13 protein-coding genes are annotated in these 14818 nt (G+C 51.6%); 6 read left to right on the top strand and 7 right to left on the bottom strand.

The genetic code is table 11. The features are described 5' to 3' along the window. Nucleotides 1-62 precede the first annotated feature (62 nt). The 5 genes from upp to FOC66_RS01730 all read right to left on the bottom strand — a co-directional run bounded on the left by upp (nt 63) and on the right by FOC66_RS01730 (nt 4350). A complete protein-coding gene (upp, locus tag FOC66_RS01750) occupies nt 63-689 on the bottom strand; it encodes a uracil phosphoribosyltransferase (RefSeq protein WP_003746048.1) in 627 nt (208 codons plus the stop codon). A 147-nt stretch (nt 690-836) separates the two neighbouring features. Beyond that, a complete protein-coding gene (gene grxD, locus FOC66_RS01745) occupies nt 837-1148 on the bottom strand; it encodes a Grx4 family monothiol glutaredoxin (RefSeq protein WP_003681608.1) in 312 nt (103 codons plus the stop codon). A gap of 88 nt (nt 1149-1236) precedes the next feature. Then, nucleotides 1237-2490, bottom strand: a complete 1254-nt coding sequence (locus FOC66_RS01740) for a glutamate-5-semialdehyde dehydrogenase (RefSeq protein ID WP_269208295.1) — start codon at nt 2488-2490, stop codon at nt 1237-1239. Nucleotides 2491-2496: 6 nt separating this feature from the next. Further along, entirely contained in the window at nt 2497-3300 is an 804-nt protein-coding gene (gene proB, locus FOC66_RS01735) for a glutamate 5-kinase (protein WP_003746044.1), read from the bottom strand. 264 nt (nt 3301-3564) lie between these two features. After that, complete coding sequence (locus FOC66_RS01730; protein WP_003746042.1) at nt 3565-4350, bottom strand: inositol monophosphatase family protein; 786 nt, start codon at nt 4348-4350, stop codon at nt 3565-3567. 175 nt (nt 4351-4525) lie between these two features. Between FOC66_RS01730 and FOC66_RS01725 the strand changes: the two genes are divergently transcribed. From FOC66_RS01725 to FOC66_RS01700, 6 genes are all read left to right on the top strand, one after another. Continuing rightward, complete coding sequence (locus FOC66_RS01725; RefSeq protein ID WP_003746040.1) at nt 4526-5341, top strand: RNA methyltransferase; 816 nt, start codon at nt 4526-4528, stop codon at nt 5339-5341. A 39-nt stretch (nt 5342-5380) separates the two neighbouring features. Then, on the top strand, nt 5381-6250 hold the full coding sequence (locus FOC66_RS01720) for a DUF1853 family protein (RefSeq protein ID WP_036493562.1): 870 nt from the start codon (nt 5381-5383) through the stop codon (nt 6248-6250). A 36-nt stretch (nt 6251-6286) separates the two neighbouring features. Then, nucleotides 6287-7546 carry an RsmB/NOP family class I SAM-dependent RNA methyltransferase gene (locus tag FOC66_RS01715; RefSeq protein WP_003746035.1) on the top strand — a complete coding sequence of 420 codons (1260 nt, stop codon included), beginning with the start codon at nt 6287-6289 and terminating at the stop codon, nt 7544-7546. A gap of 265 nt (nt 7547-7811) precedes the next feature. Next, complete coding sequence (locus FOC66_RS01710) at nt 7812-9080, top strand: TolC family protein (RefSeq protein WP_430224402.1); 1269 nt, start codon at nt 7812-7814, stop codon at nt 9078-9080. A 43-nt stretch (nt 9081-9123) separates the two neighbouring features. Beyond that, on the top strand, nt 9124-11331 hold the full coding sequence (locus FOC66_RS01705) for a type I secretion system permease/ATPase (protein ID WP_003746030.1): 2208 nt from the start codon (nt 9124-9126) through the stop codon (nt 11329-11331). Nucleotides 11332-11420: 89 nt separating this feature from the next. Continuing rightward, nucleotides 11421-12650: an HlyD family type I secretion periplasmic adaptor subunit gene (locus tag FOC66_RS01700; RefSeq protein WP_003746028.1), complete on the top strand. Its 1230-nt coding sequence runs from the start codon at nt 11421-11423 to the stop codon at nt 12648-12650. An 84-nt stretch (nt 12651-12734) separates the two neighbouring features. Here FOC66_RS01700 and prfH read toward each other — a convergent pair whose 3' ends face one another. Together prfH and FOC66_RS01690 are read right to left on the bottom strand one after the other, a co-directional pair. Further along, on the bottom strand, nt 12735-13373 hold the full coding sequence (prfH, locus tag FOC66_RS01695; protein ID WP_081456494.1) for a peptide chain release factor H: 639 nt from the start codon (nt 13371-13373) through the stop codon (nt 12735-12737). 2 nt (nt 13374-13375) lie between these two features. Further along, on the bottom strand, nt 13376-14509 hold the full coding sequence (locus FOC66_RS01690) for an RNA ligase RtcB family protein (RefSeq protein ID WP_003746024.1): 1134 nt from the start codon (nt 14507-14509) through the stop codon (nt 13376-13378). Nucleotides 14510-14818 lie beyond the last annotated feature (309 nt).

Raw genomic sequence — 14818 nt, 5'->3', positions numbered from 1 at the left:
ATATAATAAGGCCGTCTGAAAGTTTAGGTTTGACACTTTTCAGACGGCCTTAAACATTTCAATTAACGTGTACCGAAAATCTTATCGCCGGCATCGCCCAAACCGGGGATGATGTAGCCGTGTTCGTTCAAGTGGCTGTCGAGTGCGGCAGTGTAGATGGTTACATCAGGATGCGCCTCGTTGACGGCTTTCACGCCTTCCGGTGCGGCAACCAATACCAATGCTTTGATGTTGCGGCAACCTTTGGCTTTCAAAAGGTCGATGGTGGCAACCATAGAGCCACCGGTCGCCAACATTGGGTCGATAATCAGCGCGGGACGTTCGTCCATGCTGTCGACAAATTTTTCAAAATAAGAAACCGGTTTCAAAGTTTCTTCATCGCGCTGCAATCCGACAACGCTGATTTTGGCAGTCGGAATCAGGTCGAGTACGCCGTCGAGCATACCCAAACCGGCACGCAAAATCGGGACGACGGTCAGCGTTTTGCCTTTGATGCGGTCGCCTTCGATAGAGCCGCACCAGCCGTCAATAATATATTTTTCAATTTCAAAGTCACGGCTGGCCTCATATGCCATCAGACGTGCCAACTCGGTGGTAAGCGTGCGGAATTTGTAAGTGCTGCAATCCGCTTCACGCATCAGCGTGAGTTTGTGGCGGACTAAAGGGTGGTTGATAACGGTAACGTTCATGTTGATTTTCCGAATTGCGTTGATGGAGGGGGATTATACTTTTTTTCGCATGGCGCGCAAAGTGCGTATTCATGCGAAAGGCCGTCTGAATCAGGGTTTCAGACGGCCTTTGTCAACAATTTTACATTGCGGGAATATTTAAAATGCTTAAGCTTTCAGCAATTCTTGCAGTTCGCCGGCTTCATACATTTCCATCAAAATGTCGGAGCCGCCGACAAATTCGCCGTTGACGTACAGTTGAGGAATGGTCGGCCAGTCGCTGTATTCTTTAATGCCTTGGCGTACGGCATCGTTTTCCAATACATTGACGGTTACATAGTCGGTGCAACCTGCCGCATTGAGGATTTGTACGGCACGGGAAGAGAAGCCGCATTGCGGGAATTGCTTCGTGCCTTTCATGAACAATACGACGCGGTGTGTGGTAACGACTTCTTTGATTTGATCGTGGATAGAGGACATGGTGTGTTCCTTTTTACTAAATCGGTTGTTCGGGGAAAATCAAATTTCCCGCCATTATACGCAAATTGATGAAGTTGAGGGGCGTTTATCAACGTCGGATCTGACCTTTGCCGTTGATGTAGAACTTGGTCGAAGTCAGCGCTTCCAAACCCATCGGGCCGCGGGCGTGCATTTTTTGGGTGGAAATCCCGATTTCCGCGCCCAATCCGAACACAAAGCCGTCGGTAAACCGAGTGGACGCATTGACATAAACCGCCGCCGCATCAATGCTTTCTTGGAAAAACTCGGCATGGGCAATACTTTGGGTCACAATCGCTTCCGAGTGGTGCGTTGTATGGCCGTTAATCCAATCGACGGCTTCTTCCACTGATTTCACTATTTTGACCGACATAATATAGTCAAGAAACTCGGTACTATAATCTTCCTCGGTTGCCAAAACAGCATTTTTAAACATACGCAATGCTTCTTGATCGGCTCTAAATTCGACCGGATGCACTTTGGCAACAGCTTCTTCCAGTTTGGGCAAAAACGCCTCCGCTATCTTTTCATGAACAACCAAAGACTCCGCGGCATTGCACACGCTCGGACGCTGCGTTTTGGCGTTCACGACGATATTGACCGCCATCTCTAAATCGGCGCTGTCATCGACATAAATATGGCAATTGCCGACCCCGGTTTCAATGACGGGGACTTTCGATTTCTCTTTCACCGTCTGAATTAAGCGTGCACCGCCGCGCGGAATCAGCACATCAATATAATCGACTGCCTGCATCAATTCCTCGGCAGCGGCATGACTGGTATCTTCAACCAGCTGCACTACATCGGCATCTATTCCCGCTTGTACCAAAGTCTGCCTGATCACGGCAATCAATGCGGTATTGGAATGGATGGCATCGCGGCCGCCGCGCAAAATAATGGCATTGCCGGTTTTAAAGGCCAGAGAGAACGCATCGACCGAAACATTGGGGCGGCTTTCAAAAATCATGGCGACCACACCCAAAGGCACGCGTTTTTGAACTATCTTCAAACCGTCCAGATTGGTATAGCCGCGGACAACCTGCCCAATCGGGTCCTGCAAATCGGCAACCTGCCCAACGCCTTCCGCAATGCCTTTAATGCGTTCGTGATTCAAACGCAGCCTGTCGAGCATAATGTCCGAAATGCCGTTTTCTTTTGCAGCGGCCAAATCGCGGGCATTTTCTGCCAAAATCATCTCAGCCTGTTCAACCAAAGCCGTTGCAACCTGACGCAGCAGATTGTTTTTTTCTACGCTTCCCAAGCTGATCAACGTTTTACTGGCTTTTTGAGCATTCTTGCCCAACTGTTCGATATAGTTCATCAAACCTCCCTATTTCTCTTGTGCAAACCACGTTCCGATAGGCGCGCCATCTAAAACCTGAAGGATATCGCGCGGATTGGCGCTGTTCATCAACACCATCTGGCCGTGATGTTCAAACATCATCTGCGCGCTCTTAATCTTACTGAGCATACCGCCCGTACCAAACTTACTGCCCGAGCCGCCGGCAGAAGCAATAATTTCTTCGGTAATATCGGCAACATGGCTGCGCAGCTTGGCATCGGCGTGAACGGCCGGATTTTTATCAAACAAACCGTCAATATCGGACAACATAATCAGCAAATCTGCTTTAACGATTTTCGCCACGACTGCCGACAAACGGTCGTTATCGCCAAACTTGGTCGCATGGTCCATCTCGTCCACGCTGACCGCGTCATTCTCATTGACAATAGGGATGACACCGATGGAAAGCAGGGATTCAAAAGCATTGGTAACGTTTGCCAAACTTTCCGGATATTCGACCACATCGCGCGTCAGCAGGATTTGCGATACCGTCATCCGATAATGGGAAAAAATCTGCGAGTAAAGGCTCATCATGGCCACTTGGCCGACGCTGGAAACAGCCTGCTGCTGCGCCATGTCCGCCGGACGTTTTTCCATATTGAGGACATTCAGCCCAAAGCCCATCGCGCCGGAAGACACCAGCACAATTTCTTTGCCCTTTCCGACCAGGCTGGAAATGACAAAGGCCAGTTGGTCGATTTTTGCCAAATTGATTTTACCGTTTGGCAACACCAAAGAACTGGTTCCAATCTTAATGACAATGCGTTTTACTGCTTCAAAATCTCGTTTCATTATTCTCCTCTGCTTTCTATTTTTATGATTGCAAGCGGCATTATTTCAGCCAAACGTATCTACATCATAACTGCGAAGCAATAGAAAATACAGACAAAATTAAAAAGTGCCTCCTTCAAAAGCCATATTTTCAGCTCTTATCCGAATCCATTAACAACAAAACAAAAGGCCGTCTGAAATCCTATTTCAGGTTTCAGACGGCCTTTTACCGATTATTGAAACTCTAGTCTGCAAAGATAAATACAGACCGTTCCCTACAAACGTTTATTGGTGGTCAAAAATAATTTTCAGCATTTGCGCCAATACTTTAGGATTGGCCGCAACGATGTCACCGCTTTCCAGCCAGCCTTCATTGCCGGACATATCGGTAACGATACCGCCTGCTTCTTGGACAATCAATGCACCGGCGGCAATATCCCAAGGTTTGAGATTAAACTCAAAGAAACCGTCCAAACGGCCGGCCGCAACGGCACACAAATCCAAAGAAGCCGCGCCTTCACGACGGCCGCCGGCGGTTTTTGCCAAGAAATCTTTCAAAATTGCCAGATACTTGTCCATCATGCTTTGATCGACAACAGGGAAGCCGGTGCCGATCAGGCAGCGGTTCAATTCGATGCGGTTGGAGACACGGATGCGGCGGTCGTTGAGCAACGCGCCTTTGCCACGGGAAGCCATGTATACGTCGTTGCGTTCAGGTGCGTACACCAAAGCTTCTTGCAACACGCCTTTGTGCAGGAGTGCCATAGAGATGGCGTATTGAGGATGGCCGTGGAGGAAGTTGGTTGTGCCGTCGAGCGGGTCGATAATCCATTCGTACTCGGCGGTGGCTTTACCGTGGGAGCCGCCTTCTTCGCAAGTGATTTTATGATGCGGATAGGCTTCTTTGAGCGCTTCCACCAAAATCATCTCGGAGCTGCGGTCAACATCGGAAACGAAGTCGTTGAATGCTTTGCTGTCTACTTTGACGGCATCCAGATTGCCGGCGGCGCGAATCATCATTTGCCCTGCTTTACGGGCGGCTTTGAAAGCGGTATTTAAAAACGGATTCATGGTTTTCTTCCTAATTCAGGTAAAATACGCCCTAATGCGCCGAACATGGCACACAAGAGGCTGTTAATCGTTTCCGATGCTGTTAAAGAACATTTCAGACGGCATGGGAAAAGGCCGTCTGAAAACAAAAAGATGGCGCATTATACCTGATTCCCGTACAAACAGAAAACAAAACATGACTTCCGAAAAACCCGCCCTGCCCGCTTACCTAGACAACATCCGCATCATCCTCACGCGCACCAGCCATCCTTCCAATATCGGCTCCGCCGCACGCGCCATGAAAACAATGGGCCTGCACAAACTGACCATCGTCGCCCCCAATCTGATGGCAACGCCGATGACGGAAAATCCGCCCGTATTCGATCCGGAGCATCCGCAATCGTTTAAATTACCGGAAGAAAGTTTCATCCTCGCTTCCGGCGCGGCAGACGTTTTGGAAAATGCCACCATTGCCGCCTCTTTGGACGAAGCCCTTGCCGACACCACCATCGCCTGCGCCCTGACCAGCCGCCGCCGCGAAATTACTGCACCGCTGCAAACCCCGCGCGAGTTAGTACCCGAATTACTGCAGGCCACCAACCGCGGCGAGAAAGTGGCGCTGGTCTTTGGTAACGAAACGTTCGGTTTGAGCATCGAAGAAGTCCAAGCCTGCAACCGCCTGATGACCATCAACGGCAACCCCGACTATTTCTCGCTCAACCTTGCCCAAGCCGTGCAGGTCGTGTGCTACGAAATCTTCAGCCAAACCGATTCGCCCATGACCCATCTGCAACAGGAAGACCACGCCGCGACCCATGAGCAAATCAAAGGCATGGTCGCCCACATGGAAAGCGTGATGAACGACATCGGCTTTTTCAACCGCCGCAACGGCGAACGCCTGATGCGCCGAATGCAAAGCCTGTTCGGACGCGCCAATACACAAACCGAAGACATCGACATCCTGCGCGGTTTTTTCAATACCGTCAGCCACCGTATCCATAAAAAAGACTGATTAAGGCCGTCTGAAAACATTTCCAGCTTTTCAGACGGCATGACTGATATTCGGATAAGCATGAATTACGCCCTAGACGCATTATGGTGGAAACTCACCAGCCAACCCGTCCGCGACCTCGCCTCGCTGCTGACTGCGCCGCCTTTGTGGCAAAGCGGTTGCGAATTGAGCGTGCGCGAACTATTGGGGGAACACGGTTTCCGCTATCTTTTGGCATTGGACGCCGATCCCGCTCCGCTAAAGGAACATCTTGCCCAACGCGCCCCGTTCGGACACCGTCTCGGCATTTATGCCGAAGAGTTGCTGGCTTTTTGGTTTGCCAACGCGCCGCACGCCAAACTGCACGCATACAATCTGCCCGTTTTTTCAGACGGCCAAACTTTAGGCGCCGCTGATTTTGTCGTTTCCCTCAACCAACAGCCCTACCATATCGAGCTGGCGTGTAAATACTACGGCGGAGACCAAGTGCAAAACCTGCGCGGCCTCAACACTAAAGACACGCTGACGGACAAAGCCGCCAAACTGGTGCAGCAATCCCAGCTGCTGCATACGCCGCAAGGCAAAGCAACCTTAGCTGCACAAGGTCTGCCTGAAAATCCGCTCCCCACTTCCATCGTGCGCGGCATCGGATTTTTTCCACAAGGTTTCCATGCTTTTGAGCCGCCGCTTAACCCATACGGCTGGCGCGGCATCTATATTCAAGATTGGAAGGAATACGGGTTTGAACGCCAAGAAGCGCGTTATCACTTGCTCGACCGCATGGCCTATCTTGCACCTGCGCGTGTTGCCGAAACCGAAACATTGAATGCAACCGAAATCCGCCGTATCAACCAAGGCTTGATTGCCATTTTGGAATTACGGCCGGACGGCTTTTGGCACGAAATCGAACGCATCATGAAAGCCGTCTGAAACCCTTTACTAACTTTAAGAGAAACCCATTACATTATGAACGCCGCACAACTCGACCATACCGCAAAAGTTTTGGCTGAAATGCTGACTTTCAAACAGCCTTCCGATGCCGTCCTCTCCGCCTACTTCCGCGAACACAAAAAACTCGGCCGCCAAGACCGCCATGAAATCGCCGAAACCGCCTTTGCCGCGCTGCGCCACTATCAAAAAATCAGCACCGCCCTGCGCCGTCCGCACGCGCAGCCGCGCAAAGCCGCTCTTGCCGCGCTGGTTCTCGGCAGAAGCACCAATATCAGCCAAATCAAAGGCCTGCTTGATGAAGAAGAAACAGCGTTCCTCGGCAATTTGAAAGCCCGTAAAACCGAGTTTTCAGACGGCCTAAATACCGCCGCAGAATTGCCGCAATGGCTGGTGGAACAACTGCAACAGCATTGGAGCGAAGAAGAAATCCTCACCTTCGGCCGCAGCATCAACCAACCTGCCCCGCTCGACATCCGCGTCAATACCTTGAAAGGCAAACGAGATAAAATATTGCCATTGTTGCAGGCTGAAAGTGCCGATGCAGAGGCAACGCCTTATTCGCCTTGGGGCATCCGCCTGAAAAACAAAATCGCGCTTAACAAACACGAACTGTTTTTAGACGGCACGCTGGAAGTCCAAGACGAAGGCAGCCAGCTGCTTGCCTTATTGGTGGGTGCAAAACGCGGCGAAATCATTGTCGATTTCTGTGCCGGCGCCGGCGGTAAAACCTTGGCTGTCGGCGCACAAATGGCCAACAAAGGCAGAATCTACGCCTTCGACATCGCCGAAAAACGCCTTGCCAACCTCAAACCGCGCATGACCCGTGCCGGACTGACCAACATCCACCCCGAACGCATCAGCAGCGAACACGATACCCGTATCGCCCGACTGGCAGGCAAAGCCGACCGCGTATTGGTGGACGCGCCCTGCTCCGGTTTGGGTACTTTACGCCGCAACCCCGACCTCAAATACCGCCAATCCGCCGAGACCGTGGCCAACCTTTTGGAACAGCAACACAGCATCCTCAATGCCGCCTCCAAACTGGTGAAACCGCAAGGCCGCTTGGTGTACGCCACCTGCAGCGTGTTGCCGGAAGAAAACGAGCTGCAAGTCGAACGTTTCCTGTCCGAACATCCCGAATTTGAACTCGTCAACTGCGCCGAACTGCTGCAAAGTCTGAAGGTCGATTTGGATACCGGCAAATACCTGCGCCTCAACTCCGGAGAACACCAAACCGACGGCTTCTTTGCCGCTGTATTGCAACGTAAGGATTAAGGTTGAAAAAAGGCCGTCTGAATTCCTTTCAGACGGCCTTATCGATAGTTTTCTTACATTAAAACCATAAATTACGATAGTCGCGCTTTGCAATAATATACTTTGAGGCCTGTATCTCGACCTTTTATCAGAATATTGTGAAAAGCCGGAAAAAATGCTTTATGCTTTGTAAATGTATGTGTTCTCGTTCAAAATTCGCCCGGTCATGCCTCAAGCGATACCCGATACAGACAACGATAATATATAAATCATTTGGTTGAAAATCATGTCGCATATTTATTCTTTCCCCACAAAGCCCCGTTTATTGTCATCGGCCGTTGCCGTCGCCTGCTGTCTGCTGCCGTTTCAGACGGCCTCTGCATACAGCCTGCAAGACATCCTCAGGGATGCTTTAATCAGCGACCCGATTGTGCGTGAAGCCAAAGCCACTCAAGAAGCAGCGCAAAGCACGACTAAAGCCACGCGTGCGCGCCATTACCCCGTTGTTACCCTGACCGGCACGAAAGTGCTGGCGCAACACAATAAATACACCAGCAACGATATGGAAGACGGCGTCGGCGTACGCGGCAGCCTGAACATCTATTCATGGGGCGCGATTGAAGCCGCCGTCCGCCGCGACCGCAGCCGCGAAGAATACTATCAACACAAATACACCGAAAGCCAAGAGCAGCTGGGAAGCGATATCGGCCGCCTCTATCTGAGCGCATTGCGTGCAAAAGAAACCCTGATTCTTAACGAGCAGACTTTGGCGCGCCACAACAACCTCTTAAAAGACTTAAATACCATCGTCAAATATGATGCCGGCCGCCGTTCCGAGTTGATTGAAGCGCGCGCGCGCCAACTACAAGTGGCCAACATCATTGCCCAACAACGCCGCACCATGGATTTGGCGCTGAGCCGCCTGTCCCGCTACACCTCGCGCCAACTGACTGCCAACGATTTGGAAGATCCGTTTAAAAACGACACGGCAAAATCCATCAGCGAACGCTTCAGCAGCCCCAACCGCAACAATAATCCGTCCTATCAGGCGCAGTTGGCCGAGCGCGACAGCGTCCGTGCCGACTTGGACGCCTCCAAAGCCGAACGGCTGCCTGCCCTCAATTTGGAAGGCAGTGCAACGCGCAACACCAAACAGCTTTATTTAAATGTTGCATGGAATGTGCTGGATATTGCCGCCCGACACAATGTAGAGCGTAATGCCAAATCATTGATTGCCGCAGAAGCCAAATCCGAACAAATCCTGCGCGACATGAACGAACGCGTCCAAACGTCTGCCATCGATATGCAGGAAAGCGAGCAGCGTGCCGCGCTGACGGCGCAACACATCGCCGCCCAAAAAGAAGTCATCAAAGTGTACGAATTGCAGTTTAAAATCGCCCGACGTACGCTGACCGACGTTTTGAGCGCATACAGCGAGTTATCTTCCATCGAACAAGATTACGTCGCCGCCCGCAACGATTTCCGCGATGCGGCGCTCGACTATTTAAATACCCAAGCCAAAATCTCCGCTTGGGTCGGTTTGGCACAAAAATAAAGCCATATCCGCCGGTTAAACCAAAAACATTACGCGAAAAAATATGAAAGCTATCATTGAACACATCGTTTTAGTGACCCGCCTTTTAGGTGCACCCGTATCCGAAGCCGCTTTGTCCGCCGAAGTCGTACGCGATAAAAAGCTCAAGGTCAACTATCACTCACTGGTCGAAGTCCTGCGCAGCCACGGCTTTGAAAACACCTTGTCCAAACGCAATCTGGAAGACATCCCCTCGCTCGCCGTGCCGGTCATGATTATCCTGCACAACGAAGAGGCCGCGGTTATCACCCAAATCGAAGGTTCCGGCCAAGAGCGCAAATACCATATCCGCCAGGTTGACGGTTTGGAACAGGAACTCAGCCACGAGCAGCTCTCCGGCCTGTATTTGGGCTACTGCTGGTTTATCAAACCCAAAATGGCTACCGATATGCGCTCGGAGCTGCCTGAATACCATTTGCCCAAAGCATGGTTTTGGAAAGTTATTTGGCGTTTCCGCAGCTACTACTACCAAGTCATCTTGGCCACCATCATCATTAACTTCCTTGCGCTCGTCAGCTCCCTGTATGTGATGAATGTGTACGACCGCGTGATTCCCAACCAAGCCTATGAAACCTTATGGGTATTGAGTATCGGCGTGGTCTTGGCGATTTTGTTTGAGTTTGCCGCCAAGATGATCCGCGGCCACTTGACCGATATTGCCGGTAAAAAAGCCGACCTGATCATCAGCTCCGCTTTATTCCGCCGAGTGATGGCATTGCGTCTGGCAGACCGTCCCGCTTCTTCCGGTTCATACGCCAGCAATTTGCGCGAATTTGAAGCCGTGCGCGAGTTCATGACCAGTGCCAGCTTGTTGACCATCGTCGACTTGCCTTTCCTGTTGCTGTTTATCTTCGTAATTTCCATGGTCGGTGGCAAACTGGCACTCGTTCCCCTGACCATCATTCCGATTGTCGTGATTGTCGGTTTTGTCGTACAACGCCCGCTCTCTCGCCACATCAACGAATCGATGAAAGAAGGTTCGCAACGCTCCGGCCTTGCCGTTGAAGCCATCGAAGGCATCGAAACCCTAAAAACCAACAACGCCACATCTTGGGCGCAACAACGCTGGGACGAATACACCGCCAAAACTTCCGCTTCTTCCATCAAAGTCAAAGACACCAGCAACTTCATGGTCAACTTCGCCGTCGCCATGCAGCAGCTCAATACCGTCTTCCTGGTCGTCGTCGGCACCTATCTGATTCATGCCGACAACCATGCGGAACGCATCACCATGGGTGCATTGATTGCCTCCGTGATTCTGTCCGGCCGCGCTTTGGCGCCGTTGGCACAAATCGCCGGTTTGGCCACCCGCTTCCAACAGGCCAAACTTGCCCTCAAAGGCGTAAACGACATCGTTACCCGCCCTATCGAGCGCAATCCGGAACGCAAATACATTACTTTGGACAACGTTCAGGGCAATATTACCTTTGAAAACGTATCGTTCAAATATCAAGCCGACAACAACAGCGCCGTCGAAGATTTGCGCCTGACCATCAAGCCGGGGGAAAAAGTCGGTATTTTGGGACGTATCGGCAGCGGTAAAAGCACCATGCTCAAACTGGCCAGCGGTCTGTACGACACTGAAAAAGGCAACGTTACCCTTGACGGCGTCGATATGCGCCAGCTTGACCCCAACTTCCTGCGCGACCAAGTCCTACTGCTGAGCCAATCGCCACGCCTGTTCCTCGGTACATTGCGCGAAAACATGGACTTAGCGCGTACCGGCAGCTACTCTACCGACCAAGACCTGCTGATTGCGCTCAACCGCTTCGGCCTCGACAAAATCATCCGCAACCATCCGCGCGGTTTGGATATGCCTTTAGGTGAAGACGGCTTGGGCTTGTCCGGCGGTCAAAAACAAATCATCGCCCTGGCGCGCATGACCTTGCGCAATCCGAAAGTCGTCCTGCTGGACGAGCCGACCACCAGCCTGGACCAGGCTACCGAACGTATGGCACTCAATGCCATCGCCCAATGGGGTCGCAACCGCACCATGCTTTTGGTAACCCACCGTCCGCAAGTGCTGCAAATCGTCAACCGCATCATTGTCATGGACAATGGTAAAGTCGTGATGGACGGCCCGCGCGACCTGGTATTGCAAAAACTCATGCAAAACGAACAGGCCAAAGCAGCCAACGTCAAACAACAGCAACAAGCTGTCAACGCCAAACAGCAACAACAAGCCGCCGCCCCTCAATCGGCAGCACAATAAAGCAAAAGGCCGTCTGAAAACCTACTTACCCTTTCAGACGGCCTGCCCTAATGGTTAAAATCCACCAAACACAATAAAGACACACGATTATGAGCCGCGAAAACAACGTCAAATCCAAAGACCTACACCTCATCAATGACCTCAACGCCGCCCTTCAAAAAGAAAAACACAGCGGTCAATTTTGGGTCATCATCCTTTTCTTCATTTTCCTGGTTGTCTTCGTTATTTGGGCTTACAACAGCCCGGTCGAAGAAGTGACCCGCGGCAACGGCAATATCATTCCCAGCAGCCGTGAGCAAGTAATCCAAAGCCTCGACCCCGGCATCGTAACCGAAATCATGGTTAAAGAAGGCGATATGGTCGAGAAAGATCAGATTCTGATGAAACTCGACGACACGCGCAGCTCCGCCGTTTTGCGTGAAAGTGAAGCCAAAGTCGAAAACCTCGAAGCCACTGTTGCCCGCTTGAAAGCCGAAGCCTACGGCGCCAAGCTCTCCTTCCCTGACAGCGTGGGTCCCGAGCTTCGCCGTCGCGAAATCGCCGCCTACAAAGCACGCCGTCAAGCCATGACCGACGCCGTCAGCGGCCTTTCCCAAAGCAAGGCCGCGCTTGACCGCGAAATCGCCATTACCGCCCCCATGGTTGCCGAAGGCGTGGTTTCCGAAGTCGAACTCTTAAGAATGCGCCGTGAGTCTGCCGACTTGGCCACCCAAATTTCCGAGCGCCGCAACCGCTACAAAGCCGATGCCAACAACGAACTTTTGCAAGCCGAATCCGAGCTGGCGCAATCCAAAGAAAACGTTGCCATGCGTGCCGACCCGGTTGAACGCTCGCAAATCCGCGCCCCTATGCGCGGCATCGTCAAAGGCATAAAAGTCACCACCATTGGCGGCGTTGTGAACGCAGGCGAAGACATCATGCAAATTGTCCCGGTTGACGACAAACTGCTGGTCGAAGCCTATATCCGTCCGCAAGACATCGCCTTTATCCGCACAGGCCAACCTGCATTGGTTAAAGTCAGCGCATACGACTACTCCATCTACGGCGGCCTGGAAGGCAAAGTTACCCTCGTTGGCGCCGATACCGTCAGCAACTCCATGCAAAACCGTGCCAATGACCTGAAACTCGACCCGAACCAAGTCTATTACCGCGTTCTCGTCCAAACCGAAAACAACTCCCTGAAAGACAAAAACGGCAAACCTATGCCGATTATTCCGGGTATGGTGGCAACGGTGGACATCAAAACCGGCGAAAAAACCATCTTCCAATACCTGATCAAGCCGATTACGCGTATGAAACAAGCGTTAAGCGAACGCTAATTGATAAACCGATAAAAGGCCGTCTGAAAGTTTTCAGACGGCCTTTTATTTATGTTTTAAATACCTCCTTATCCGGCAGACAAATTACTTCTCCTTAAAAGCAGTACCGACAAACGTTCTTTTCGGATTGCCGCGCTCAACTTGATAGAGTTGCGCGTGCTGCTCCTGCGCAAAACTTCCTGCCTGTCCGGCATGATGCTCCGCCAGCTTTTGCGCCAATAACATTACCGCCAATTTTTTATTGGCATGCTGGCTGCGTTCGCTCTCGACCCGCACGGAAATGCCGCTTTCTTTATGGGTAGCGCGGACTGCACTCTCGGTTTTATTGACGTGTTGCCCGCCTTTACCGCCCGAACGGCAGGTTTGAAACTCGATTCCGTTTTCAGACGGCATTTCATACGTCTGCGGCATATCGGGCAAACGGAAAACGCCTATATACCAATTTTTGCGAGGATGTTTCGGACGGACAGGGCTGGGGCATATCCATTGGAGTGTCCCCTGCCAAGTTTGCGCTAGGCTTTCGGCTTTCTGCCCTTCCAACTTGAGCGTCGCCGACAAAATGCCGTGCTTATCGGCGGTTTCGGTAACAAGTTCGGCATCAATGCCTTTTGCTTGGGCTTCGGCAAGCAGCTTGCCCAAGACGAAACGGGCAAATATACGGCACTCTGCCGGCCCTTGCGCGGTGGAAATTTGCAGATAAATCACTGGTGTATTCTGTTTCATCTTTACGCTCCACACTCGCCGCCGGTTTTATAAGTCAAAACAGGCTTAAACCGCGCGACCAATTCAATCAAACCCGCGTTTTTCATGGCGGCAATAACGCTGTCGATGCTTTTATAAGCCTGCGGCGCTTCTTCAAAAATCAAAGCCTTATCCTGACAAACGACTACGCTGCCAAATTCTGTCTGGCGCAGGCTGTCGGCAGTGTATTTATGCGACAGCCTGCCTTTGCATTCGCCGCGCTGCCACTTCCGACCTGCGCCGTGAGCCAATGTGTTCAACGAAATCTGGCAATCTTCGGCAGGTCGGATCAGATAGCTGTAATCGCCGCGCGATCCGGGTATCATGACCAAGCCTTTATCAGTGGGCGTTGCGCCTTTTCGGTGCAGCCAACCGGTTGTGCCGTCAATCTCGGCTTGTTCCAAAAAATTATGATGGACATCGAGCAGGCATGTTCCTTCTGCGCGCCAACGGTCAAGCATTCTGGCCGCAATCAAACGGCGGTTAAGGCTGGCAAATTCAAGGGCTGTTTGGTGTTCGGCAAGATAGGCCGCCGCCGCTTCGCCCTCTTCCGCCAAACCTTGATGCCCGAAGGCGGCAATATGGTATTGCAAAATCTGCTGGCCCAATCCGCGCGAACCGCTATGCACCAACAGTTGCAGATGGTTTTCATCAAAATCGGGCGGAAGCAAATCGGTGCGATAAACGGTGTCAACGGTTTGCAACTCGACAAAATGATTGCCGCCGCCAATCGTACCGACGGCAAGGCCGTCTGAAAATTGGCGCATATCGACAGCGTCGCCTAATAATTCGACCTGTTCGTCTTTGTCTAGCGGCGTATCGATGTTGCCAAGCTGTTTGGCGAGTTTGGCCGGTTTGAGTTTGGCCGCGCGTAAATCGGTCTGCCAAAACGCCATGCCGCAACCGATATCGTTCCCAATCAGGGCAGGATAAAAATGACGGTCGCTGAAAAATGCCGCGCCAACCGGATAACCGCGCCCAGCGTGTAAATCCGGCATTCCGGCAACGCGCAACATATGCGGTAATCGGGCGGTGGTTTCGAGCTGTGCGACAGCGTTGCCTTCAATCCATGTATTTGAATCGGCAATAATTTGAATATGATGGGGATAATTGCCCATGTGTTTATGCTTTCTTTAAAACGGATAGAAACCGTCAACGGCTGACAATAAATAGCCACCGTCTGCGAAATGTTCAGACGGCCTGGTTTCTAGCCGATAATCGTAAGGAAAGCAGCCCGAAGCGGGCGACATGGAATGCGAAAAGCGTTATCCGAAAGTCAGACCGACGCTTGGGCTGCAAAGAATGTGATTGAGCGGATTGAAGTATTGCGTGTCATGGCTTACTCCTTTCTTTGCATGAAAATATTAAAAACGTTCGGATTATAGAGGGTTCATTTCCAATCATGCAAACTTACTGACATCAATCTG

Origin of the sequence: Neisseria mucosa, from assembly GCF_013267835.1 — a bacterium.
Classification (GTDB): domain Bacteria; phylum Pseudomonadota; class Gammaproteobacteria; order Burkholderiales; family Neisseriaceae; genus Neisseria.
The sequence above is the reverse complement of the archived record's forward strand: the minus strand, read 5'-3'. Positions and strand labels throughout refer to the sequence as shown.